This is a genomic window from Pseudomonas frederiksbergensis (genome assembly GCF_003732705.1).
Taxonomy (GTDB): Bacteria; Pseudomonadota; Gammaproteobacteria; order Pseudomonadales; family Pseudomonadaceae; genus Aquipseudomonas; species Aquipseudomonas frederiksbergensis_F.
Genome location: NZ_MOBR01000043.1, coordinates 182,536 through 206,294, shown reverse-complemented (window position 1 = coordinate 206,294; position 23,759 = coordinate 182,536). Strand labels below are relative to the sequence as shown.

The 23,759-nt window shown below is 59.3% G+C and carries 18 protein-coding genes; 12 read left to right on the top strand and 6 right to left on the bottom strand.

All coding sequences use genetic code 11. From position 1 onward, the window contains the following. From tssH to BK667_RS31095, 5 genes are all read left to right on the top strand, one after another. Positions 1-2,544: a type VI secretion system ATPase TssH gene (gene tssH / locus BK667_RS31120; RefSeq protein WP_123599882.1), complete on the top strand. Its 2,544-nt coding sequence runs from the start codon at positions 1-3 to the stop codon at positions 2,542-2,544. A gap of 68 nt (positions 2,545-2,612) precedes the next feature. Then, positions 2,613-3,602, top strand: a complete 990-nt coding sequence (locus tag BK667_RS31115) for a hypothetical protein (RefSeq protein WP_123599881.1) — start codon at positions 2,613-2,615, stop codon at positions 3,600-3,602. A gap of 317 nt (positions 3,603-3,919) precedes the next feature. Then, positions 3,920-4,501: a hypothetical protein gene (locus BK667_RS31105; protein WP_123599879.1), complete on the top strand. Its 582-nt coding sequence runs from the start codon at positions 3,920-3,922 to the stop codon at positions 4,499-4,501. Positions 4,502-4,585: 84 nt separating this feature from the next. Then, positions 4,586-6,595: a type VI secretion system Vgr family protein gene (locus BK667_RS31100; protein ID WP_123599878.1), complete on the top strand. Its 2,010-nt coding sequence runs from the start codon at positions 4,586-4,588 to the stop codon at positions 6,593-6,595. Between the two features lie 14 nt (positions 6,596-6,609). Beyond that, a complete protein-coding gene (locus BK667_RS31095; protein ID WP_123599877.1) occupies positions 6,610-7,152 on the top strand; it encodes a toxin-antitoxin system YwqK family antitoxin in 543 nt (180 codons plus the stop codon). Positions 7,153-7,295: 143 nt separating this feature from the next. Here BK667_RS31095 and BK667_RS31090 read toward each other — a convergent pair whose 3' ends face one another. After that, complete coding sequence (locus BK667_RS31090) at positions 7,296-7,688, bottom strand: DUF4280 domain-containing protein (protein WP_054047418.1); 393 nt, start codon at positions 7,686-7,688, stop codon at positions 7,296-7,298. 190 nt (positions 7,689-7,878) lie between these two features. Between BK667_RS31090 and BK667_RS31085 the strand changes: the two genes are divergently transcribed. The 3 genes from BK667_RS31085 to BK667_RS31075 all read left to right on the top strand — a co-directional run bounded on the left by BK667_RS31085 (position 7,879) and on the right by BK667_RS31075 (position 11,126). Next, a complete protein-coding gene (locus tag BK667_RS31085; protein ID WP_123508644.1) occupies positions 7,879-8,946 on the top strand; it encodes a phosphotransferase family protein in 1,068 nt (355 codons plus the stop codon). A 25-nt stretch (positions 8,947-8,971) separates the two neighbouring features. Then, positions 8,972-9,739 (top strand): SDR family oxidoreductase, encoded by a 768-nt coding sequence (locus BK667_RS31080; RefSeq protein ID WP_054047414.1) that lies wholly within the window; start codon positions 8,972-8,974, stop codon positions 9,737-9,739. Positions 9,740-10,010: 271 nt separating this feature from the next. After that, the gene (locus BK667_RS31075) at positions 10,011-11,126 is read left to right on the top strand and encodes a Gfo/Idh/MocA family protein (protein ID WP_123599876.1); all 1,116 of its coding nucleotides are present in this window, start codon (positions 10,011-10,013) and stop codon (positions 11,124-11,126) included. Positions 11,127-11,847: 721 nt separating this feature from the next. Here BK667_RS31075 and BK667_RS31065 read toward each other — a convergent pair. The 3 genes from BK667_RS31065 to BK667_RS31050 all read right to left on the bottom strand — a co-directional run bounded on the left by BK667_RS31065 (position 11,848) and on the right by BK667_RS31050 (position 14,950). Next, entirely contained in the window at positions 11,848-12,096 is a 249-nt protein-coding gene (locus BK667_RS31065) for a DUF1652 domain-containing protein (RefSeq protein WP_123508647.1), read from the bottom strand. A 194-nt stretch (positions 12,097-12,290) separates the two neighbouring features. After that, positions 12,291-13,787 (bottom strand): helix-turn-helix transcriptional regulator, encoded by a 1,497-nt coding sequence (locus BK667_RS31060; RefSeq protein ID WP_123508648.1) that lies wholly within the window; start codon positions 13,785-13,787, stop codon positions 12,291-12,293. Between the two features lie 239 nt (positions 13,788-14,026). After that, positions 14,027-14,950 carry a LysR family transcriptional regulator gene (locus BK667_RS31050; RefSeq protein ID WP_123599874.1) on the bottom strand — a complete coding sequence of 308 codons (924 nt, stop codon included), beginning with the start codon at positions 14,948-14,950 and terminating at the stop codon, positions 14,027-14,029. 179 nt (positions 14,951-15,129) lie between these two features. On the opposite strand from BK667_RS31050, the gene BK667_RS31045 reads away from it, so the two are divergent. The 3 genes from BK667_RS31045 to BK667_RS31030 all read left to right on the top strand — a co-directional run bounded on the left by BK667_RS31045 (position 15,130) and on the right by BK667_RS31030 (position 18,716). After that, positions 15,130-16,032: an NmrA/HSCARG family protein gene (locus tag BK667_RS31045; protein WP_123599873.1), complete on the top strand. Its 903-nt coding sequence runs from the start codon at positions 15,130-15,132 to the stop codon at positions 16,030-16,032. Positions 16,033-16,428: 396 nt separating this feature from the next. Then, positions 16,429-17,928, top strand: a complete 1,500-nt coding sequence (locus tag BK667_RS31035; protein WP_123599871.1) for a metallophosphoesterase family protein — start codon at positions 16,429-16,431, stop codon at positions 17,926-17,928. A gap of 23 nt (positions 17,929-17,951) precedes the next feature. Beyond that, positions 17,952-18,716, top strand: coding sequence for a hypothetical protein (locus BK667_RS31030; RefSeq protein WP_123508652.1), 765 nt, complete (start codon positions 17,952-17,954; stop codon positions 18,714-18,716). A 52-nt stretch (positions 18,717-18,768) separates the two neighbouring features. Here BK667_RS31030 and BK667_RS31025 read toward each other — a convergent pair whose 3' ends face one another. Together BK667_RS31025 and BK667_RS31020 are read right to left on the bottom strand one after the other, a co-directional pair. Then, on the bottom strand, positions 18,769-20,052 hold the full coding sequence (locus BK667_RS31025) for a Zn-dependent hydrolase (protein WP_123599870.1): 1,284 nt from the start codon (positions 20,050-20,052) through the stop codon (positions 18,769-18,771). 132 nt (positions 20,053-20,184) lie between these two features. Then, on the bottom strand, positions 20,185-21,669 hold the full coding sequence (locus BK667_RS31020; RefSeq protein ID WP_123508654.1) for an NCS1 family nucleobase:cation symporter-1: 1,485 nt from the start codon (positions 21,667-21,669) through the stop codon (positions 20,185-20,187). A gap of 621 nt (positions 21,670-22,290) precedes the next feature. On the opposite strand from BK667_RS31020, the gene hydA reads away from it, so the two are divergent. After that, entirely contained in the window at positions 22,291-23,730 is a 1,440-nt protein-coding gene (gene hydA / locus BK667_RS31015; RefSeq protein ID WP_123599869.1) for a dihydropyrimidinase, read from the top strand. Positions 23,731-23,759: the final 29 nt, after the last annotated feature.

Sequence of the window (23,759 nt, the reverse complement as noted above, 5' to 3'; positions counted from 1 at the left end):
ATGGAACTGGCCAGCCTGATCGGGCGCCTCAACCCGGACAACCGCCGCGCCCTGGAACGGGCCGCGCAACGCTGCCTGCAACGGGGTCATCATTACGTCGAAATCGAGCATTTGTTGCTGGAGTTGCTGGACATCGAGGGCGGTGACTTCGCCTATCTGTTGCCGCGCTTCGGCCTCGAACGCGACGCGCTGACCGCCGAAATCAACAAGGCCCTGGAGCTGTTCAAATCCGGCAGCACCCGCACGCCCGCGCTGTCAACCCACACAACCGGACTGCTGGAAGACGCCGTGGTCCAGGCCAGCGTATTGGGGCTGGACAGCATTCGTTCGGGCCTGTTGTTGCTGGCGCTGATTGACCGCGATGAACGCCGCAGCTTGTTGCTCAACAGTGCTTCATCGCTGCTAAAAATTCCCCGGGAAGCGCTACGCAGCAACTTGCTGGAATGGACTGAAAGCTCTCGCGAGCACGTCGGCGGAGCGCGTCCTGTCGTGGCCGGTCATGCCGCGCCAAAACAGGATTCAGTGCTAGACCAGTACACCCAGGATCTGACCGCCGACGCCCACGCCGGGCGCATCGATCCCATCGTCGGGCGCGACGGCGAAATCCGTCAGTGCATCGACATCCTGCTGCGCCGCCGGCAGAACAACCCGATCCTGGTGGGCGCGCCGGGCGTGGGCAAAACCGCCGTGGTCGAAGGCCTGGCCCTGCGCATCGCCGCCGGGGATGTGCCACCGTCGTTGCAGGAAGTCAGTTTGCGGGTGCTCGATCTCGGACTGTTGCAGGCTGGCGCCGGGGTCAAAGGCGAGTTCGAGCAGCGCCTCAAAGGCGTGATCGACGCGGTACGCAACGCGGAAAAACCGATCATCTTGTTCATCGACGAAGCCCACACCCTGATCGGCGCCGGTGGTGCGGAAGGTGGCAGCGATGCCGCCAACCTGCTGAAACCGGCCCTGGCCCGAGGCGAGTTGCGCACCTTGGCCGCCACCACCTGGCTGGAGTACAAAAAATATTTCGAGAAAGACCCGGCATTGGCGAGGCGTTTTCAACTGGTGCAAGTCGAGGAACCGGATGAAATCACCGCCGTGGAAATGCTTCGTGGTGTCGCGGCGAAACTGGAACAGCATCACGGTGTGCAGGTGCTGGACGCCGCGATTCACGAAGCCGTGAAGCTGTCCCATCGCTACATCTCCGGACGTCAGTTGCCGGACAAAGCCATCAGCGTGCTCGACACCGCGTGCGCCCGGGTCGCCCTCGGTCAGCACGATGTGCCGCCGCCGCTGGAAAGCCTGCGGCACCGTCAGAACAGCCTCAAGGATGAAGTCGAACGCCTGCGCCGGGAACAGGCCACCGGGCTCGATCACCGTGAGCGCATCACCCTGCTGGAAAGCGAATCCGTCAGCAATGTGCAGGCCATCCGCGAACTGGAAGTACGCTGGAACGAAGAACGGGTTGCCGTGCGTGAACTGCTGGAAACCCGCCGCGAACTGCTCGCCTTGAGCGAACGCGCCGACAGCGATAAACCGGACGAAGGCACCGACAGCCGCATCGATCACCTGGCCGCCGAACTGGTGCGCCTGGAAGCGGGACTGGATGCGATTCGCCAGGACGATCCACTGGTGCCGGAACAGGTCGACACCAAAACCGTCGCCGCCGTGATCGCCGGCTGGACCGGCATCCCGGTCGGCAAAATGCTCGCCGACGAAGCCCACGCCGTGCGCACCCTCGGCCAACGCATGGGCCAACGGGTCATGGGTCAAAGCATCGCCCTCGGCACCATCGCCCAGCGTTTGCAGGCGTATCGCGCCGGCCTCACCGACCCGCAAAAACCGGTCGGCGTGTTCCTGCTGGTCGGCCCCACCGGCGTGGGCAAAACCGAAACCGCTTACGCCTTGGCCGACGCCCTGTACGGCGGCGAACGCAACCTGATCAGCATCAACCTCTCCGAATACCAGGAAGCCCACACCGTCAGCCAACTCAAAGGCGCCCCGCCCGGTTATGTCGGTTATGGCAGTGGCGGCGTGCTCACCGAAGCCGTGCGGCGAAAGCCGTATTCGGTGGTGTTGCTGGATGAAATCGAAAAGGCCCACCCGGATGTACTGGAGGCGTTTTACAACGTGTTCGATAAAGGCGTGATGGAGGACGGGACCGGGTTGGTGGTGGATTTCAAGAACACCGTGATGTTGGCCACCAGCAATGTCGGGGCGGAGTTGCTGCTGGATACGCCTGTCGCACAACTCGGCACCGATGCCTTTAACGAGGCGTTGCATAAAGTGCTGCTGCAAGCGTTCAGACCGGCGTTTTTGGCGCGGATGACAGTGGTCGCGTATCGGCCGCTGGATGAGGCGACGCTGGAAGGGATTGTGTTGGCCAAGCTTGAGAAGTTGCGTGGCCGGTATAAGGCGGCGACTGGCAAGCAGTTTGAATTTGATGCAGGGATTGTGCAGGCGGTGTTGGCCAAGTGCAGCGCGGCCGGCGCACGGGATGTTGAGAATGTATTGATGACGCAGGTGACAGGGAAGTTGGCGGAGTGGGTGCTTGAGTGAGCTTACTGAGCATGGACATACGACGCCGACCAACGAGTGTTGATTAACTTACTTCAACGGGATCGGTCATGGAATATCTCTATCACGTCACCAACAAGGGTAATCTCGCCTCGATAAAAGAACACGGGTTTGCCCCCCTATCCCGAAGACCAACCGGCACAATCCCTGGGGCGACCGAGCAGGACAAAAGAGAGGCTGGCAACAGAGTCTTAGAAGAATGCTGCTCGAGCTTTTTCTTCTATTTGTACCAACACGACATCACTTTTTCCCGGATTACTGCGCTCCCTGGAAACGAAATCCCCCTACCGACCATGGCATTCACTGGAGAAGTAACCGGAAGTGGAGCCAACGTCAACAACGTAGACAAAGCAAAGTTAGCCTCACTTGAAAGAGAGGCTCACACGAACTATTTTGCCTATCTGGGCACAAAGCCAATAACCGTAGACACATCCAGCAGTAGTAGCAGTAGCAGTAGCAGTAGCAGTAGCAGTAAAAAGCCAGCCAAAAAATTAGCCGATTTTAAAGCCACATGGCAATCGGACATCGACAATTTTATAGCAACGGACACAAACCACTTCATTCTCAAGTTTGCACGCTTTTATCAAGCCAGCCACTATCAAGCTGAAGAAATGGTTACACGCGAACATATTTATCTGTTCAGTGAAAAACACTACAAGATAAATTATGGAACCTACGCAAAAAAAACGGGCAGGGGCAATATTACTCAAGTTGCCACTCTACGGATCCTCAGGGAACTCTTTGGCACTAAAATCGGCGACGACCCAGGTCAAGGCAATGCATTAATTTCGAGACTTACGATACTCACCGCAGACATTAGCTTTGTATGCGGGCTTCTTGAGAGTGATGTGGTGAACAGCAGGCTTGGAAGTGAGTGGTTGGACAGCCAGGCGTGGCAGCCGTTATCAACCTTTCAACCGGACGATAGTTCATCCAGTTCATCCAGCTCTTCCACCACCACAGCGATTGTCCCCGGCACTGCAACGCTTTCAGTCATACCACCCGAAGAAGGTAAAAGAGAAGAAAAGGATCCGAAATAGCCGTAACACCCTTTAACGTAATGGTGAAAAAAACAATTAAGTACGTGAGGTCATTGAAAATGATATCTGACGAAATAAAACAGCAGGTTTTAGTTGAATTGGCCGCCAGAAAAAGGGGGCATCAACACACCGCTGCCGCCGGCATCCTATTGTATGAAGACACTAATTATGGCGACATCCATTTCGGGCACAGTGGCTAGTACGCATTTAAAAGCAATTGAAAGCATCACCACTCCCTTCTTGACAGGAGAATATTCAAACACAGGCGATAGACACAGAGGGCGTAACCCGGCGAGCATTTTTAACAGGAGATAGATATGACGGAAGTACATAAGGTCGGTCGTTACTCAGGCGGTAACGTGGCGATGACAGGAGCAAACCCTCTATACGCCACTTGGCTGGCGGCCAACCAAGCTACTAACGGCGGCACCGTTCCAGACTTGGCCAGTATTTGCCATGAGTCCTCTTCAACCCGTCGCGCCTTGTCCGGTTCGGGAGCGTCGCACGGAACCTGTTTTGCACTGATTGAACATTTCGATGCCTCACGGGGCGTACTGATGTACAAATTCGGCGACAGTGCATTGAAGCTGGACCTCCTCGGAAACTACACCACCACGACCAAGAAAGTCGTCACGACCTTACGCGGACATGCAGAAATCAGCGCCTTGGTCCAGGCGATCAATAGCGTCGCGCTTCCTGACGGTGATTACGGTAACTTCGTTACTCGTGTCTATATAGAACTAAGCCCCTGTCAACTGTGTGGACCGCAACTCGCGCCCTATGTCGGAAACTCGGTATTGATGTATAGCTACGATTATGGGCAAGACCGCGAAATGGATTCCTGGGTCAGTGACAACCAGGCTGCAATACACGCCAAAGGCGGCACGTTCAAGTGGTAAGCCACCCTCCTTGTTTAAAGGGGGACAGATTTATTTTGCCGCGCACATAAACAAATAAATCTGTCCCCTTTTTGAGGTCATCCGATGCCACGCACCACCGACAGCAACACCAGCCTTTCCCTCACCGCCACTTCGCTGTCGGCGCTTTACCCTGAATCATTGTCCGGCGAGGAATCGCTCAACTCACTCGGTTCACAAACCCTCAACGGCCTCAACGACGGCACTTCCCTCACCCTGACCACCGCTGTCGCCACCCACGTCACCACCACGCTGCACAACGACGCCCTGCTCCGTCCTTTCGACGCACTGGTCGCTGAAATCCGCCAACTCCCCGCTGACGCCACCGCCGAGCGCTATCAGCTTGTTCTGAGGCCGTGGCTCTGGTGGCTGACCCTGGCCAGTAACAATCGGGTGTTCCAGAACCTCGCCACGTCGGACATTGTCACCACGATTTTCAAGGCCCACGGTTTCACCGATTTCACGCTTAAGCTCAGCGGCAGTTACACCCCGCGTGAGTATTGCGTGCAGTACGGCGAAACCGATTTCGCCTTCGTCTCGCGGTTGCTGGAAGAGGAAGGAATTTTCTGGTTTTTTACCCACGAGGCCGGCAAACACACGTTGGTGCTGGGTGACAGTAACGATGCATTTGCGCAGATTCCCAATGGGCCGACCGTCAACTATCTCGGCCAGCAGTTGGGTGAGCGCGAACTGCATGGCATCCGTTCCGGCCAGGTGTGCATGCAAGCGGTCGCCGGGGTGTATCGCGCGACGGATTACGAGTTCACCACGCCGACCACGTCACTCTACGGCCAGGCCGAAGCGGTGGCCGGGCCGCGTTCGATGTATGAACATCCCGGCGGCTACAACGCCAAGGCACGGGGTGATGCATTGACCAAGCAGCGGGTCGACGGGTTGCGCAGTCAGGAGAAGCGTTTTGTCGGTGAAAGCGACTGCCGTTGGCTGGTGCCGGGGCACTGGTTCACCCTTGCCGGGCATGACGACGCGACGTTGAACATCGATTGGGTGGTGACGGCGGTGACTCACGAAGCCAGTCACGAGGATTATCGCAATCGCTTCGAAGCCATCCCCAAAGCCACGCCGTTTCGCCCGGCGCGAACCACGCCCAAACCACGGATGCATACGCAAACCGCGATCGTCGTCGGCAAGTCCGGCGAAGAGATCTGGACCGACGAATACGGCCGGATCAAGTTGCAGTTTCCGTGGGACCGCGACGGCAAGAACGATGAAACCAGTTCCTGTTGGGTGCGGGTGGTGTTGCCCTGGAGCGGCAAAGGTTTCGGTATGCAGTTCATCCCGCGCATCGGCCAGGAAGTGATCGTGACCTTTATCGATGGCGACCCCGATCGGCCGCTGGTCACCGGTTGCGTCTACAACGGCGACAACGCCCTGCCCTATGCGCTGCCGGCGAATCAGACCCAGTCCGGGATCAAGACCCAGTCGTCCAAGGGCGGTGGTGGGTTCAACGAGTTGCGCTTCGAGGACAAGAAGGACGCCGAAGAGGTGTTTTTGCAGGCGCAGAAGGATTTCAAGATCAACGTACTCAACGACACCACCGCCACGGTCGGCCACGACGAAACCCTGACCGTGCAAAACGCGCGCACGCGCACGGTGAAGGAAGGCGACGAGACGGTGACGTTGGAGAAAGGCAAACGCAGCGTGACGATCCAGACCGGCAGCGACACCCTCGATGTGAAGGACAGCCGCACGGTTAAGGTCGGCGCCGACCAGACCCACAGCACCGGCGGCAACTTCGAGCATAAGGTCACCGGCAATTACAGCCTGACGGTGGACGGCAACCTGACGATCAAGGTGAGCGGCACCCTGACCCTGCAAAGCGGCGGCAGTTTCTCGATCAAGAGCGGTGCCGACCTGGCCGCCGAGGCCAGCACGTCGGTCAGCCAAAAGGCGGGAACCGCCTTGAGCAATACCGCCGGAACTGAACTGACCAACAAGGCCGGCACCACCCTGACCAATGACGCCGGGGTCAGCCTGATGAACAAGGGCGGCGCCGAGCAGACCGTGGACGGCGGCGGCATGCTGACCATCAAGGGTGGTTTGGTGAAGGTCAACTGAGGAGGTTTACGACGATGTCATCCAGCAAAGTGGACCTGGACCGCGGTGACAGTCACATGGACGGTCGCCTGATCGATGACCGACTGGAAGGCCCGCTGCATATCAAGGAAGCGGGACGGCCCCAGGCGGATCTGAATTACAGCCAGGGTGAATTGCAAGGCACGAGTTTGTTGTACCACCCCAACGGCAAGGTCTCGGCGCATTTGCCCTTTGTGCGGGACAAATTGCAAGGCATTGCCAGTTTCTATGCGCCTGAAGGTTGGTTGCAGCGCAAGGCCAGCTATCGCCGGGGCTTGCTGCATGGTGAGGCGAGTAATTACTTCCCCGACGGGCAACTGGCCGAGGCCGAGTTTTACCGCGATGGTGTGCGTGAGGGGCGTTACCAGCGCTTTCACCCCAACGGCAAACCGGCGGTGGATGCGCGTTATCTCAATGGGCAATTGGTCGAACCGGAACAGGGTTTTGCCAGCGATGGACGACCGCTGGATGCCGAGGGCAAACCGATTTCCCGGGTGCGTTGGTGGGTTCGGCGGTGGACGGATCCGGCGCAGGTTTGAGGTTTTGTGTTGGATATCAGGGCCTCATCGCGGGCAAGCCTTGCTCCTACGGGTTATGTGTCGTTCACAAAATTTGTGGCGAACACATAACCCGTAGGAGCAAGGCTTGCCCGCGATGAGGCCAGTCGGCGCACCATCAATCTTCAGGGAATCAACATCTGCATCTGCCCCGGCATGGCGATTTTGATCACCCCCGCCCAGTTGCACATCAGGATGCTGTTGGCATCCAGCGCCGGCATGTTGCCCAGCAATACCGTTGGCGCACCGGGGAGCCACGGTGAGGCGGTGGCCGGGATGCACGGCATCGGGGTCAATACGCCGAGCGCCGCAGCGGTGGCGGCCGCGACCATCGGGTTGGCCATGCTCATGCACACGCCAAAGGGCATGACGTTGACCAACGGGATGTGATCCATGATGTTGGCCGCCGGCATCCCGCCGGTCAGGGTTCGGTTCACGGGCAACACATTGAGCACGGCGGGCGCCGCGCCGAAGCTGCATTGCAGGGTTGCGGTGGCACACACTTGCGGACAGCCCATTTCAAACCTCCTTCCTGGAAGCGCTGCATCCCCTGAACCATAGCCCGCGGCAGCCGTTCTCGCACATCAGGAACGCTGATTATCCAGCAACACGCTAACCTATAAGACCGAGCCGCGCTTGTGGCACGCCCGTCTCACCATTAGATTAGCCAATGATGTCTGGCCTCCAAAATAAGCAGAAGGGATAAGCATGGCGCTTACTGATCAGTCCACCCGTATCCGCTCCGGCGAAGAACTTGATGCCAGCCTGATCGATCCGTACCTCAAGGCCCATATTCCGGGCTTGAGCGGAGAGCCTGCGATCAGCCAGTTTCCCGGCGGCGCGTCGAACCTGACCTACTTGCTGGAATACCCCGAACAGGAATTCGTGCTGCGACGCCCGCCGTTCGGCCACAAAGCCAAGTCCGCCCACGACATGGGCCGCGAATTCCGCATTCTCAACCAGCTCAAGGACGGCTTCCCGTACTGCCCCAAAGCCTACGTGCACTGCACCGACGAATCGGTGATCGGCGCCGAGTTCTATGTGATGGAACGGGTCAACGGCATCATCCTGCGCTCCGAACTGCCGCCGGAACTGGGCCTGGACGCGGCCAAGACCGAAGCCTTGTGTAAAAGCTTCATCGACAAGTTCGTCGAGCTGCACCGGGTCGACTACAAGGCCTGTGGCCTGGCCGATCTGGGTAAACCCGAAGGCTACGTGGCGCGGCAGATCAAAGGCTGGAGCGAACGCTACGAGAAAGCCCTGACCCCAGACGCGCCGCAGTGGGACGTGGTCAAGGCCTGGCTCAACGACAAGATGCCGGCCGACCACCCGACGTCGAGCATCGTCCACAACGACTACCGTTTCGACAACGTGATCCTCGACCCGAACAACCCGATGCAGATCATCGGCGTGCTCGACTGGGAACTGACCACCCTCGGCGATCCGCTGATGGACCTGGGCAACACCCTCGCCTACTGGATCGAAGCCAGTGACCCGGCGCCGGTGCAGTTGATGCGCCGCCAGCCGAGCCACGCACCGGGCATGCTGACCCGCCGCGAATTCGTCGATTACTACGCCGAGCGCTCCGGCATCCAGATCGACAATTTCGACTTCTACTACACCTACGGCCTGTTTCGCCTGGCCGGCATCGTGCAGCAGATCTACTACCGCTTCTTCCATGGTCAGACCCAGGACAAACGCTTCGCGCAGTTCATTCACATGAACAAGCTGCTGGAGCAGATGAGCTTGCAGGTCATCCAGAAATCCAGCCTCTGATTCGGCTCCATAACAAGGAAACATCATGTCCAAGACTCAGTTGTTCGACCTCGACGGCAAGATCGCTTTCGTGTCCGGCGCCAGCCGTGGCATCGGTGAAGCCATCGCCAAACTGCTGGCCCAACAAGGCGCCCATGTGATCGTTTCGAGCCGCAAACTCGACGGCTGCCAACACGTGGCCGACGCGATCATCGCCGCCGGCGGCAAAGCCACTGCCATCGCCTGCCACATCGGCGAAATGGAACAGATCACCCAAGTCTTCGCCGCCATCCGCGAACAATTCGGGCGCCTGGACATCCTGGTCAACAACGCCGCGACCAACCCGCAGTTCTGCAACGTGCTGGACACCGACCTCAGCGCCTTCCAGAAAACCGTCGACGTGAATATCCGTGGCTACTTCTTCATGTCCGTGGAAGCCGGCAAGCTGATGCGCGACAACGGCGGCGGCAGCATCATCAACGTGGCGTCGATCAATGGCATCTCGCCGGGGATCTTCCAGGGCATCTACTCGGTGACCAAGGCTGCGGTGATCAACATGACCAAGGTCTTCGCCAAGGAATGCGCGCAGTTCGGCATCCGCTGCAACGCCCTGCTCCCGGGCCTCACCGACACCAAGTTTGCTTCGGCGCTGGTGAAGAACGATGCGATTCTGAAGACTGCGTTGCAGCAGATTCCGTTGAAGCGCGTGGCGGATCCAAGTGAGATGGCGGGTGCGGTGCTGTATCTGGCGAGTGATGCTTCCAGCTATACGACTGGGGTTTCGTTGAATGTGGATGGGGGTTTCCTGTCCTGATTTGATTTTCCGGACAAACAGAAGGCAGCCCTAGAGCTGCCTTTTTCCATTTCCACCGTCATCACTGATCGTTCCCACGCTCTGCGTGGGAATGCCTCTTCGGACGCTCCGCGTTCGGCTCTGGATGGGACGCGGAGCGTCCCGGGCTGCATTCCCACGCGGAGCGTGGGAACGATCGGACTAAAGAAATTTAATTCCAGCATTTGCAAATATCGAATATTTATTCCATAAATAGCCCTCCTGAAAACAACAATCCAAAAGGACCCCGGCTATGCGCGAACTCGGTATCGGACTCATCGGCACAGGTTTCATGGGCCGTGCCCACGCCTTGGCGTTTCGCAATGTCAGCGCGGTCTTCGAGCTGCCCTTTAAGCTCAAACTCGCCGCCCTGGCCGATGCTGATCCGCAGCGCGCCCGGCAGTGTGCCGAGGCCTGGGGGTTCGACAGCGCCCACAGTGACTGGCAACAACTGATCGATGACCCGAAGGTCAACCTGATCGCCATCACCACCCCCAACCACCTGCACTACCCCATGGCCATGGCCGCTCTCGCCGCCGGTAAACCGGTGTATTGCGAAAAGCCGTTGGCGGTGAGCCTCGAGCAGGCCAGCGCCATGCGCCTGGCGGCCAAAGCCGCGGGCGTGGTGACGCGGGTCGGTTACAACTATCAGCACAATCCGATGATTGGCCTGGCGCGGGAACTGATTCAGAACGGCGAACTGGGCGACCTGATCAGTTTCCAGGGTGAGTTCAGCGAAGATTTCATGGCCGACCCCGCCTCGCCCTGGTCCTGGCGTTGCGACGCCGAGCATGCCGGTGGTGCGCTGGCGGACCTGGGCAGTCACTTATTGGCGATGGCCCGTTATCTGGTGGGGGATGTCGAAGCGGTGTGCGCCGACACTCAGACCGTGCACCCGCAGCGCCCGGCCACGGCCGGCAGCCAGGAACAGCGCACCATCGCGGTGGACGATCAGGTCCATGCCCTGCTGCGGTTCGCCAACGGCGCCCGAGGCACGTTCAGCAGCAGTTGGCTCAAGCACGGTTACAAGAATCACCTGAGTTTCGAGATCAGCGGCACCAAAGGCACCCTGACCTTCGATCAGGAACGCTTGAATGAATTGCGCCTGTTTCGTGCCGGACAGGAAGGCTTCCAGCGCTTGCTGGCGGGGCCGAACTTGCCGGGTTATGCGGCGTTCAGCCCGGCGCCGGGGCATCAGCTGGGTTACAACGAACTCAAGACGCTGGAGGTGCATGATCTGGTAATGGCCTTGGCCGGGCTCAGCCAGGGCGGGACGGATTTCGAGCAAGCGTGGGAAGTCGAACGGCTGGCGACGGCGATACGGATGGCCGCCAACGAATCGCGCTGGGTCAGAATCGAGGAGGTATGAGAATACCTGTCAGTTAAGGCTGGTAATGAACCTGTGGCGAGGGCGCTTAAGGCTGGCACGAAACCCGTGGCGAGGGAGCTTGCTCCCGCTGGGTCGCGAAGCGGCCCCGGCAATCATTCAGATCAACCGAGTCGCCTGGATTGACGACTGCTTCGCAGCCGAGCGGGAGCAAGCTCCCTCGCCACAGGTTATTGGGTGTCCACTTGATTATTGAGTCACGCAGCGTGTGGTTGTGGTAACCCGAGTCACCTGCTCGTCCATGCGCGCATCGCCCCTCACATCGGTTTTATCCAGGGTTTCACAGGTACGTTCAGGCGGTGGTGGCGGCGGCGTAATGGGGGGCGGAGGCGGCGGGCTGGCACAACCACTTAAAATCACGGCGCAGAATGCGAGCGACAGTGGCGTAAAACGGCGTTTCCCAAGACTGTTCATAGGCTGACCTGCGGTGGCGAATCGACGTATTTCCGCGACACGAAATAACACCGCGCAGCCGCGGACCGGTCACAGAAAAATAAGTACCACGCATTTCTTATAGCCTAGCCGCCGGCCAATGCCAGTAAACACCTTGAAACGGAGGTTTGTATCGATCACAAATGATGGGGCTGACACAAATCTAATGTGGGAGCGAGCCTGCTCGCGAAGGCGGTGTACCAGTCAACAGTGATGTTGAATGGTAAGGCCTCTTCGCGAGCAGGCTCGCTCCCACAGGGAAGGATGTGGCTTATGAGGTTTCGGGGCGATGCAGGCCATTGCTTTCAAGCTCATACCGCAGCTCTTCGATCAACGCCACCACCGCTTCCGGGCTTCTGAGGTTCGCGATACTCAATCCGCTGACCACCAGATCCACCTGCCCCGATACCGGGTGATAAAGCTTCACGGTCAAGGAGTTGTCGCCCGTCAGCGTGCAATCACAGGCCAGCGGCGAAAAACTCTTCTCCAGTTGAGTACGCAATTGCGTCAGATAGATCATTCCGATTCACCCGACCAACGCTGCAAAATCGAATTCACTGGCGAACTGTTCGATACCCATGTGGCTGTTCCTTTAGCTGTTTCGAAGGGGACGCGATAGCGCTCCGAAGTCGCCTACCGCACCCTCACAGACTAAGAACTGTCACCCCCGCCCAAAACATACATTTGCACCGTCACCACTAGTGCATTTGCACCTTATCGCTGCCCCTTTGGTCGCCACTCGCTGGAGAACAAACCGCGTTCCCGCGCCCACACAATAGCCTCGCTGCGGCTGTGCACATCCAGCTTCGAATACACCGTGGAGACGTGATTGCGCACGGTGTTCGGCGCCAGCTTCAGGCGCGCGGCGATTTCCTTGTCGGCCAGGCCTTCGCAGATAAGGCCAAGCACATCGCGCTCCCGGGCCGTGAGGTCGGTGAACGACACGCTGGGCAGCTTCGGCGAATTGACGCTTTTCACATTGGCGAGTTTTTCGATCAGGGTGCGACTGAACCAGGAAGCGTCCTTCATCACTTCTTCAATCGCCGACACCAATTCCAGCTCGGTGCGTTTGCGCTCAGTGATGTCCATGAACACCAGCAGATAGCAGGGGCTGTCCTGAATGTTCACGGTGTCGGCCGACACGGTGCACTCAATCAGCTCGGCGCCCTTCTTGCGTACTCGCACATCGACACGGTCCAGACTGCCGGCCTTCTCCAGCGCGGCAAACAGCCGTGCACGCGCACCCTTGTCATCGATAAAGTCGACCTCGGCCACGGTCTTGCCGAGCACTTCTTCGCTGGGATAGGCCAAGGTATCGAGGAAGGCTTCGTTGACGTCGATCACCAGTTGATTCTCGGCGCTGCACACCAGCGTCGGCACCGGCGTCAGGCGAAAGGCCTTGGCGAAACGTTCCTCGCTCTGGCGCAGGGCGACTTCGACCTTGTGGCGCGGCTCCATATCGACGAAGGAAAACAACATGCAATCTTCCTCGTTGAGTTCCAGGGGTTGCCCGGCCACGATCACCTGCTTGCTGCCGCCCTCAGGCAGTTTCAACTCGGCCTGCATCTGCGGAATCGTCGCGTGCTGGCGCAGGCGCTCGATCGCCAGGTCTTTCTTTTCCGCGCCGTCCAGAATGTCCAGCTCATAGGTCGACATGCCGATCACCTGGTCACGGCTGTAACCGGTCATTTCCAGGAAGCCCTGGTTGACCTTGATGTAACGCAAATCGCTGAGACGGCAAATCACCGCCGGGGCCGGGTTGGCGTTGAAGGTTTTCTCGAAACGCTGCTCGGCGCTGGCCCATTCGGTGACGTCGTTCATGATCAGCACCAGGGATTCCACCTTACCTGCGCCGTCAGCCAGTTCCATGCTGCGAACGCTGTGAACCCGCATGCGTTCTTCGTCGTCGGCCGGCATCACTTCCACCAGCACATCACTGAAAATCTCGCCCCGGGCAATCCGGTTGATCGGGTAGTTGCCCGCCGGCACCGGGTGATTGTTGCGATAGCGCAAGGCGAAACGCTGGGCGTACTCCTCGGCATTAGCCCCCAACTCATCGATCCGTTTGACCCCGTGCATGGCCAGCGCGGCGTCATTGGCCCAGAGAATGGTCTGATCAAGCTCCAGCAAAATCACCCCGTCGGACAAACCGGCGATGATCTGCTGCAACTGACGACGATTGGTTTCGGTGGTCAGGACGTCCTGGCTCATTGGATCTCCACAAAAAGTGCGGCGGCGCTGTCACGCGCCGCCCTGTGAAGATTACGACCGCGGGGGGTTGGGATAGTGCAGCCGAAGCGCCTTGGCCCTGAGGGTAAACACAGTTCCCTTGTGGGAGCGGGCTTGCTCGCGAAGGCGGAGTGTCAGTCAATAAAGATGTTGAAGGTGATGGCCCCTTCGCGAGCAAGCCCGCTCCCACATTGGATGTGTGCAGCCCGTTGCGTTGGTGATCAACGCCCCGCCGGCTGCTCCACCTGCGGCGCATCGCCCGCATTCATCTTGCGGGTCACCAACCCGATGAACGCCGATACCGCGAGCGGCAGGTGTCGACGGCTCGGATACAGCACGCTCAGTCCGTAGCCGGTGCGTTGGTATTGAGCCAGCACCGGGACAAGTACGCCCGCCTGAATGTCGAGCGTGGCCATCGCCGGCGGTAGCAGCGCGATGCCGAGCCCGGCCGCAGTGGCCTTGCGCAGTGCCTGAGCGGTATTGCCGCTGAAGCGTCCGGCGACTTGCACTTCTTCCTCGCCATTGGGGCCGACCAATCGCCAGGTGGCATGGCCGCTGGGGTGCGTCGAGATCACGCAGTCATGGTTCACCAGATCCTGCAACGTGCGTGGTGCGCCGTGCGTGGCGAGGTAAGCGGGGCTTGCCACCAATCCGTCGCCGAGGGCGGCGACGATTTGACGACCGACATAACCTGAATCGCGCATGGGCCCACCGCGAAAAGCCACGTCTATCTGTTCCGCAATCAAGTCGGCCTTCCCATCGCTGAGCACGAAGTCCAGTCGTACTCGCGGATATGCGGCCAGGAATTCGGCAATCCACTCCATCGGGAAAAGATCGAAAAAGTCAGCCGGCGCCGCCACGCGCACCAGGCCACTGGGTTCGCTGCTGCCCGTCATCAATTCCTGTCCGGCCTCGAGCAAGCCGTCGACCGCTCCCGTGCAACGCTCATGAAAGCTTTGGCCAGTACTGGTGAGCGTGAGTTTGCGGGTGGAGCGCTGCAGCAGCCGTGTGCCGAGATGCGCTTCGAGCTGTTGAACGCGGCGGCTCACGGTATTGGGCGGCAAACCCAGGCGCCGCGCCGCTTCTGCAAAGCTGCCGCTGCGCACCACCTGCACAAACATGGCGATGTCATTGAGGTCGAGCATGGGCGGCAATTCCTGTGTTGGATGGACGAGTGCAATCCAATTCTATCGGCTAGTCAACTAATCGGCCAAAACCTAATGTTCAACCACCGAGCTTTTCACCCACGGCCGCTTGCCCTGGTGATGGGAGGGGTCAGCCTGAAGCCATGCACCGAACCGAAACCATTCATTGGAGAACGAACATGACAAACAGCAAAAAACTCATCGCCGTCGTCGGCGCCACCGGCCATCAGGGCGGTGCCGTAGTGCGCGCACTGCAAGCGAGCGGTCAATTCAAGGTTCGCGCATTGACCCGCAATCCAGCCAGCCATCCGCAATTGGCTGAAGAAGTGGTGCTGGCGGATTTGAATCGTCCAGAAACCCTGAAAGCCGCGTTTGCCGGCGCACACGGGGTTTTTCTAGTCACCAATTTCTGGGAGCCGGGCTCGGACGAGAGCGCGCAAGCACTCGCAGCCGTTCAGGCGGCGAAAGAGGCCGGCGTTCAGCATTTCATCTGGTCGACACTGCCGAACGTGGAAACGATCAGCCACGGTAAGCTCGATGTCCCGCACTTCACCGACAAAGCAAAAATCGACCATGTGGTGAAAGAGGCAGGATTTGCGCACCACACGTTCGTGATCGCGCCGTTCTTCTATCAGAATCTGCTCGGCGTCATGGCCCCGCAGCAAGCGGATGGTGGCATGGGCTGGGCGATGCCACTTGATCCGCACAAACGCGTCATTCACATGGGCGACATCAGCGAACTCGGCCAGGTTGTGGTCGGCGCCTTCGCACAGCCGGAAATCGCCGGGCACGGTGAGCATCTGCCGCTGGTGGGCGACTTCCTGAGCTTTAACGAGGTCATCGCCACGTTGAATCAACAGGGCCACACGCTCTCGTTCAAACAAGTCCCGCCAGAGGTTTTTGCCGATTGGTTCCCGGGCGCCAAGGAAGTCGGGGAAATGCTCGCCTACTTCGAAGCCCACACCTACCTCGGCACAGACTCGCGCGACGCCATTGCGCTGGCCAACAAAGTCGCCGGCCGACAGCCAACAAATTTTGTCACGTGGGCTCGGGCGAACTTTGTGATTGCGGCATCTGCCTGAAAACCCCAATCGCATAGAACCTGTGGGAGCGGGCTTGCTCGCGAAGGCGGTGTGTCATTCAGCCAAGATACTGAATGTGCCGGCCTTTTCGCGAGCAGGCTCGCTCCCACAGTTTGATCCCGGTCGAACCCAGGTTTTGCGGCTGATCTTTTTCCCCTGTGGGCTTGCTCGCGAAGGCGGTGTGTCAGGCAACAGCGATGTTGAATGTGCCGGCCTCTTCGCGAGCAAGCCCGCTCCCACAATTTGACGGGGGGGTTACAACGCGGTAGTCCTTTCGATCTTTTTTCCGATACCCGCCCCACTCTGTTCTAAAGTTGATGGACACACCCGCCCGACTTCAAGCAGTGTCCGGCCCTGGCTTTGTATGGACACCCAGGCAGGCAAAGGAGACAGCCGATGATTCTGGTCGCTCGCCCGTTGATCAGCACCCCCGCGGAAAAAGGCACCGTGCAGCTTTGGGTTGGCCTGTTTGGCATTGATAATCCGGCGTTGCCGACGTTTTTTCTCGGCCTGACCCCGAACTCTCAGAGCCCGGCCACACCCGCCCCCGACGAAAAACTGTATCCGATCGACGATGGCGTAAAAAACGCCGCCGGCAAGCCGCTCAATCATCAGGGCGTGTTCAGTTTTCCCCGTCTCGGCGCCGGTCTCAATCATTGTTTTCGGATCGTCGCCAATGGCGTGACCTCCCCCTTGGCGTTCGTTTCCCAGCCCGACGCAGTGCCCACCACCGGCGCCCCGCTGAATATTCTGCTGACCTCCTGCTATTACCAACCCAATGGCGATGACAAGGCCCTGGAAAACGCCGTCGCTCACCTGCCCTCTGGTTTCAAACCACACCTGAGCCTGATGGTCGGCGATCAGGTTTACCTGGACGTGCCGGTGATTCCGTCCTGGCGTTTCAGCCTGGAGGGCGTGCAAAAGCTGATCGGCCAGAAGTATTACAAGAACTGGTGTTCCGACACGCTGGGCACCGGTGGCCTGCAATCGGTGCTCAGAACCGCACCGACCGCTTGCATCCCGGATGATCACGAGTTCTGGAACAACTACCCCCTGGACCAGTTTCAGTTGCCGCCCCTGGCCTTCGTCAACAAGCAGGACTGGTCTGACACGGCCATGGATTTGTATGCGGGCTTCCAGTTAGGCGGCCCCGCAAAGACGCCCCAGGACATCCCCGGTTTCCAGCGCATCGAAGTCGATCCGCTGATCATTCTGATGCTCGACACCCGTACCCGGCGCGACGAAGACTTCGACCGACTGATGCCCGACGATGCCGTGGCGGCGCTCAAGCAATGGGCCGACGACCTGATCCTGGCCAAGCAGAACAAATCGCCCAAGGTCGGTGTGTTGTCGGCAGGCCAACCGCTGTTTACCAAACCGCCCGGGGACTTCAGCAAAAAATACGTCGATGCCGACCTGGCCAACTATCAGCAATTCGAGCTGATCGAGGTGCAGCTTGAGCGACTCGCCAGCCAGGGCATCCCGGTAGTGTTTCTGACCGGTGATGTGCATTGGAGCCGCGTGTGTGCGGCTCGCCACGGTTCACAACCGACGCCGATGCTCTACGAAGTGATCTGCTCGCCGTCGACCATGATTGCGCGCTCTTCGGTGATAGACATCGGCCTGGACAAATTGCGCGGCAAGGACTGGCCCGGTTACCCCGAAGCGCCGGAAGAAAAAGACCTGACGAACAAGTTCGGCAGCCGCAACAGTTTCGTCGTGTCCCGCACCACCCAAGACAATTACTTCCAGTGCAACGGCAACCAGATTGCGGTGCTGCAATTCACCCGATCAGGTTTTGGCCTTGACATGCAGGTGACTTTCTTCGGTGTCAGCAACGACAGTCGCCTCAAGCAACCCAAGTCCACCGCCAATTACCTCTTACGCTTTTATTGAATCGATCCGACAGGAGATCTGCCATGGCGCATGCGCGCAACTCTTCGGCAAAGGATAAAAACCCGGATTTCGTACAGCTCAGACGCACCAAGCAGGAAAGCAATGACGCCTGGGTGCTGCGGGCGATTCAGAAGCTCGACCTGGACCCCAAAGCGTGGTCGTTCATCGCGCTGTTCGGCGCCATCGACATCCTCGCGTTCCGTTTGCGAGTGGCGCAATCACACTTGCGTAACGACCTGCTGCCCTCGTATTGGTCCGAGTCCGCGTTTATCAACGTGGCCCCGCGCTCGGCGGCCAAGACCACGGCGATCCATGTGCCACTGTTCCAGCCGGAACAGGCCGCGTTCGCGACCAAACGCAACGGCGTGGTGGAACAACCCTTGAGCCACTTTGCCGATGCCACGCACTGGGAAAACATCTGTGTGATTGCACTGCCGGTGCCGCAACAGACCATTCGCGACTCCATTGAACGCTTCAAGCATTCACGCTCGCCGGTTGACAGTCTTGAGCACATCCTGCGCTGGCTGGCCTACGCCTGGGGCGCTGATCGCACGCCAAACCCCATCCACGAAGGCATCGGCATGCCTGGGGCGACCATGCTGGAAGCGGTCTACAACACGGCGCAATTCGATGTCACGCCGGGGCTGGAATCCCGGGCGGCGTGCCCGGAATACCTGTGGATCATGGCCAAATATTGGTATCCCTACTATCAGCAACTGGGCACCCAGCAGGCACCCCGCGGGTTCTTCCATATCCAGCACACCTACGACATCAAGGAAACCCGCTGAGCCATTGATTGTTCACGCCTCGTCGGGGCATGAACAATCGAAGGGTTTCAGCTCAAGCCGAGAGTTGACCTTCAGCAATCGCCTTTGAAGCCGCCAGCATCGCCCGCAACAACACCGCACACCCGGCGGCCAAATCATCCGGCGCGGCGTTTTCGATTTCGTTGTGGCTGATCCCGCCTTCGCACGGCACGAAGATCATCCCGGCCGGGCCGAGTTCGGCGAGGAAGATTGCGTCGTGCCCTGCTCCGCTGACGATGTCCATGTGCGACAAGCCCAAACCTTGAGCGGCGCCGCGTACTGCTTCGACGCAGCCCTTGTCGAAGTACAGCGGCGGGAAGTCGGCGGTCGGTGTCAGCTCGAACGTGAGGCCGTGTTCCTCGCAGGTGGTTTCGATGACTTCGCGCACTTCAGCGATCATCGAGTCCAGGCGCGCCGGTTCCAGATGCCGGAAGTCGAGGGTCATGCGCACTTCGCCGGGGATGACGTTGCGTGAGCCGGGGTAGGCTTGCAGGCAACCGACGGTGCCGCAGGCGTGGGGTTGATGGCCGAGGGCGGCGCGATTGACGGCGCCTACGATGACGGCGGCGCCGACCAGGGCGTCCTTGCGCAGGTGCATCGGGGTCGGGCCGGCGTGGGCTTCGACGCCGCGCAGTTTGAGGTCGAACCATTTCTGGCCGAGGGCGCCCATGACGATGCCGATGGTTTTGTGTTCGTCTTCCAGGATCGGGCCTTGCTCGATGTGCGCTTCGAAATAGGCGCCGACCGCATGGCCACTGACCTGGCGTGGGCCGGCGTAACCGATGGCGTTCAGCGCATCGCCGACCGAAACTCCGTCGACATCAACCTTGGCCAGGGTTTCTTCAAGGGTGAATTTTTCCGCGAACACGCCGGAGCCCATCATGCACGGCGGAAAGCGCGAGCCCTCTTCGTTGGTCCAGACCACCACTTCCAGCGGCGCCTCGGTTTCCACGCCGAGGTCATTGAGGGTGCGCAGCACTTCGACGCCGGCGAGTACGCCGAAGCAGCCATCGAACTTGCCGCCGGTGGGTTGGGTGTCGATGTGGCTGCCGGTCATCACCGGTGGCAGGTTCGGGTTGCGGCCGGGGCGGCGGGCGAAGATGTTGCCGATGCCGTCGACGGTGACGGTGCAACCGGCCTCTTCGCACCAGTTGACGAAAATATCCCGAGCCTGGCGGTCGAGGTCGGTCAGGGCCAGGCGACAGACCCCGCCCTTGGCCGTGGCGCCGAGCTTGGCCAGTTCCATGAGCGACTGCCACAAGCGGTCGCGGTTGATGTGCTGATGGGTGGATTGCAGAACGTCTACGGCAGCGTTCATGGGGATCTCCTCAGTTGTTTTTCTGATAGTTCCCACGCTCTGCGTGGGAATTCATCCATGGACGCTCTGCGTCCGCTGTTGGGACGCGGAGCGTCCCGGGCTGCATTCCCACGGGTCGCGTGGGAACGATCATTACGAGGGGGACTTGGCCAGAACAGGGCTGCCGCGCATCGAACACAACCCGTAATAAATCAACCCGCCCAGCGCCGATCCGGTAAACCAGCCGTAGCTGTAGAACCAGCTGAACGCATCGCTACCCAGCGACAGCAAGGTCAGCACCACCGGCACGCCAAACGCGATAAAACCAAACCAGTTCCACGCCGGGTACACGTCGTCGCGATAGAGCCCGGCCAAATCCAGTTGCTGTTTCTTGATCAGGAAATAGTCCACCACCATGATCCCGGCGATGGGCCCGAGCAGGCTGGAGTAGCCCAGCAACCAGTTGGAATACACGGTTTCCAGGCTCACGTCAGAGACGATCAGCCCGAGTTTTTTCAGCAGTTCATGCCCCATCAGCAGCAACCCGACCAGGCCGGTGAGCATCACTGCTTTGGTGCGGTTGATCACCTTGGGGGCGATGTTCTGGAAGTCGTTGGTCGGCGAGACGATGTTGGCGGCGGTGTTGGTTGACAGCGTGGCGATGATGATCAGCGCCATGGCCACCGCAACCCAGACCGGGCTCTGGATATGGCCGATCAGGCTGACCGGATCAGAAACCGTCACGCCCACCAGTTTCACCGACGCGGCGGTCATGATCACGCCAAGGGAAGCGAACAGGAACATGGTCAGCGGCAAGCCGAAAATCTGCCCGAGGATCTGGTCCTTCTGGCTTTTGGCGTAGCGGCTGAAGTCCGGAATGTTCAGCGACAACGTGGCCCAGAAGCCGACCATCGCCGTCAGCCCGGCAGCGAAGTAACTGACCACGCTCGCGCCTTCAGGACGTTTGGCCGGGATCGCCAACAACTCAGTCATCGAAACATTGGGCATCGCCCACACCAGCAGGCCGATGCCCACGGCCACCAACAACGGCGCGGACAGGGTTTCCAGCCATTTGATCGACTCGGCGCCGCGCAGCACGACCCACAGGTTCAGCGACCAGAAGATCATGAAACCGATGACTTCACCGGTACCACCGAGGGATTTCCAGCCTTCGAAAATCGAGCCCAAAAACAAGTGAATGGCCAGGCCACCGAACATCGTCTGGATGCCAAACCAGCCGCACGCCACCAACGCCCGAATCAGGCACGGCACATTGGAACCGAGGATGCCGAAGGACGAGCGCAGCAACACCGGAAAAGGAATGCCGTACTTGGTCCCGGCGAATGCGTTGAGGGTCAGCGGGATCAGCACGATCAGGTTGGCCAGCAGAATCGCCAGCAACGCTTCGCCGACGCTCAAACCGAAGTAGGCAGTGAGCACACCGCCGAGGGTATAGGTCGGCACGCAGACCGACATGCCGATCCACAGCGCAGTGATGTGCCATTTGTTCCAGGTTCGTTCGTGCACCTTGGTCGGTGCCATGTCGTGGTTGTAACGGGGACTGTCGAGGACGTCGGTGCCGGCTTCAAGCTCAAACAAGCCGTCGCGCTCGGTCACTTGCGATCTGATCTGTTGCATGGCCACTCCACTGTTCTTTGAATTATTTTTGCTCATCAGGGGCTGGCGCCTGGTAGCGCGAGCCGACGATGGCCGGAGGAACTGACAACTTTTACGGACCGGCCAAGGTGTCAGCGGCGGCATCAATAAACGTGCCGGGGTCCCCGCTGGCGCCTCTTGCCGTGCCATAAAACTTTGCTAAACAACTGATGTTTATCAGTTTTATTCATTCAACTATTGAGTCTTCGATTACTTGCCACACCACTCAGGCGGAATGTGCAGCAAGTTGTCCGAACAGTCAGGACTCAATCTGGTGCATTGATCTTTTTTTCAAAGTTGCGCATCAACCATAGACCATCCTCAAGCGGCTGATTTCACATAGGAAATCTGGTCTTTTTTTCGATCCTGTCAAGTGCGTCAAAATGGTGAGAGGCCTCACCATTTTGGTGATTCCTACATTTAATCGTTATTTTTCATACAGTTAATACAGATATAAGCTTATAAAAAATAATCTTGCTCATTCGTTAAACTCCAGCTAGCGTCTATTCCTGACAGCGCTGACAGGAATACACCTGTTTGCGTCAGCTTCATATAAAACATTTAGAACCGGCATAAGTCGGTCATGCCTGCGAGGAACTCGGAATGTCTCTGTTGATCCGTGGCGCCACCGTTGTTACCCATGATGAAAGTTACCGTGCTGATGTGTATTGCGCCGACGGCGTGATCAAAGCCATTGGTGAAAACCTCGATGTTCCCGCCGGAGCCGAAGTGCTCGACGGCAGCGGTCAATACCTGATGCCCGGCGGCATCGATCCCCACACGCATATGCAACTGCCCTTCATGGGCACGGTGGCCAGTGAAGACTTTTTCAGTGGCACCGCAGCAGGTCTGGCCGGGGGTACGACGTCGATCATCGACTTCGTGATTCCCAACCCGCAGCAGTCGTTGATGGAAGCGTTTCATCAGTGGCGTGGCTGGGCCGAGAAGTCAGCGTCGGACTACGGTTTCCACGTCGCGATCACCTGGTGGAGCGAGCAAGTACGCGAGGAAATGGCCGAGCTGGTCAGCCATCACGGCATCAACAGCTTCAAGCATTTCATGGCCTACAAGAACGCGATCATGGCCGCCGACGACACCCTGGTGGCGAGTTTCGAGCGCTGCCTGGAACTTGGCGCGGTACCGACCGTGCATGCGGAAAACGGTGAGCTGGTTTATCACCTGCAACGCAAGTTGATGGCTCAGGGCATTACCGGCCCGGAAGCGCATCCACTGTCACGGCCTTCGCAAGTGGAAGGTGAAGCGGCGAGCCGAGCGATCCGCATCGCCGAAACCATCGGCACGCCACTGTACCTGGTCCACGTCTCGACCAAGGAAGCCCTCGACGAAATCACCTACGCCCGCAGCAAGGGCCAACCTGTGTATGGCGAGGTCCTCGCGGGGCATCTGCTGCTGGACGACAGCGTCTATCAACACCCGGACTGGCAGACCGCCGCCGGTTACGTGATGAGCCCACCGTTCCGCCCGCGCGGTCATCAGGAAGCGCTTTGGCATGGCCTGCAATCCGGCAACCTGCACACCACCGCCACCGACCACTGCTGTTTCTGCGCCGAGCAAAAAGCCGCCGGCAAGGACGATTTCAGCAAGATCCCGAATGGTACCGCCGGCATCGAAGACCGCATGGCCGTGCTCTGGGATGAAGGGGTGAACACCGGTCGCTTTACGATGCAGCACTTCGTCGCCCTCACCTCCACCAACACCGCGAAGATCTTCAACCTCTACCCACGCAAAGGCGCGATCCGTGTCGGCGCTGATGCGGATCTGGTGCTGTGGGACCCGGAAGGTACGCGCACCATCTCCGCCAAGACCCACCATCAACAGGTGGATTTCAACATCTTCGAAGGCAAAACCGTGCGCGGCGTGCCCAGCCACACCATCAGCCAGGGCCGCGTGGTCTGGGCCGATGGCGACCTGCGCGCCGAGCGTGGGGCCGGGCGGTATATCGAACGGCCGGCGTATCCGGCGGTGTTTGATTTGCTGAGTAAGCGGGCTGAGTTGAATAAACCAGTTGCAGTGAAACGCTGAGATCGAGGCCTTCGGCCTTCGCGGGCAAG

Excerpts from the sequence above, each read along its gene's own strand:
- tssH (WP_123599882.1), top strand. The coding sequence starts at position 1 with ATGGAACTGGCCAGCCTGATCGGGCGCCTCAACCCGGACAACCGCCGC.
- BK667_RS31115 (WP_123599881.1), top strand. The coding sequence starts at position 2,613 with ATGGAATATCTCTATCACGTCACCAACAAGGGTAATCTCGCCTCGATA.
- BK667_RS31105 (WP_123599879.1), top strand. The coding sequence starts at position 3,920 with ATGACGGAAGTACATAAGGTCGGTCGTTACTCAGGCGGTAACGTGGCG.
- BK667_RS31100 (WP_123599878.1), top strand. The coding sequence starts at position 4,586 with ATGCCACGCACCACCGACAGCAACACCAGCCTTTCCCTCACCGCCACT.
- BK667_RS31095 (WP_123599877.1), top strand. The coding sequence starts at position 6,610 with ATGTCATCCAGCAAAGTGGACCTGGACCGCGGTGACAGTCACATGGAC.
- BK667_RS31090 (WP_054047418.1), bottom strand. The coding sequence starts at position 7,688 with ATGGGCTGTCCGCAAGTGTGTGCCACCGCAACCCTGCAATGCAGCTTC.
- BK667_RS31085 (WP_123508644.1), top strand. The coding sequence starts at position 7,879 with ATGGCGCTTACTGATCAGTCCACCCGTATCCGCTCCGGCGAAGAACTT.
- BK667_RS31080 (WP_054047414.1), top strand. The coding sequence starts at position 8,972 with ATGTCCAAGACTCAGTTGTTCGACCTCGACGGCAAGATCGCTTTCGTG.
- BK667_RS31075 (WP_123599876.1), top strand. The coding sequence starts at position 10,011 with ATGCGCGAACTCGGTATCGGACTCATCGGCACAGGTTTCATGGGCCGT.
- BK667_RS31065 (WP_123508647.1), bottom strand. The coding sequence starts at position 12,096 with ATGATCTATCTGACGCAATTGCGTACTCAACTGGAGAAGAGTTTTTCG.
- BK667_RS31060 (WP_123508648.1), bottom strand. The coding sequence starts at position 13,787 with ATGAGCCAGGACGTCCTGACCACCGAAACCAATCGTCGTCAGTTGCAG.
- BK667_RS31050 (WP_123599874.1), bottom strand. The coding sequence starts at position 14,950 with ATGCTCGACCTCAATGACATCGCCATGTTTGTGCAGGTGGTGCGCAGC.
- BK667_RS31045 (WP_123599873.1), top strand. The coding sequence starts at position 15,130 with ATGACAAACAGCAAAAAACTCATCGCCGTCGTCGGCGCCACCGGCCAT.
- BK667_RS31035 (WP_123599871.1), top strand. The coding sequence starts at position 16,429 with ATGATTCTGGTCGCTCGCCCGTTGATCAGCACCCCCGCGGAAAAAGGC.
- BK667_RS31030 (WP_123508652.1), top strand. The coding sequence starts at position 17,952 with ATGGCGCATGCGCGCAACTCTTCGGCAAAGGATAAAAACCCGGATTTC.
- BK667_RS31025 (WP_123599870.1), bottom strand. The coding sequence starts at position 20,052 with ATGAACGCTGCCGTAGACGTTCTGCAATCCACCCATCAGCACATCAAC.
- BK667_RS31020 (WP_123508654.1), bottom strand. The coding sequence starts at position 21,669 with ATGCAACAGATCAGATCGCAAGTGACCGAGCGCGACGGCTTGTTTGAG.
- hydA (WP_123599869.1), top strand. The coding sequence starts at position 22,291 with ATGTCTCTGTTGATCCGTGGCGCCACCGTTGTTACCCATGATGAAAGT.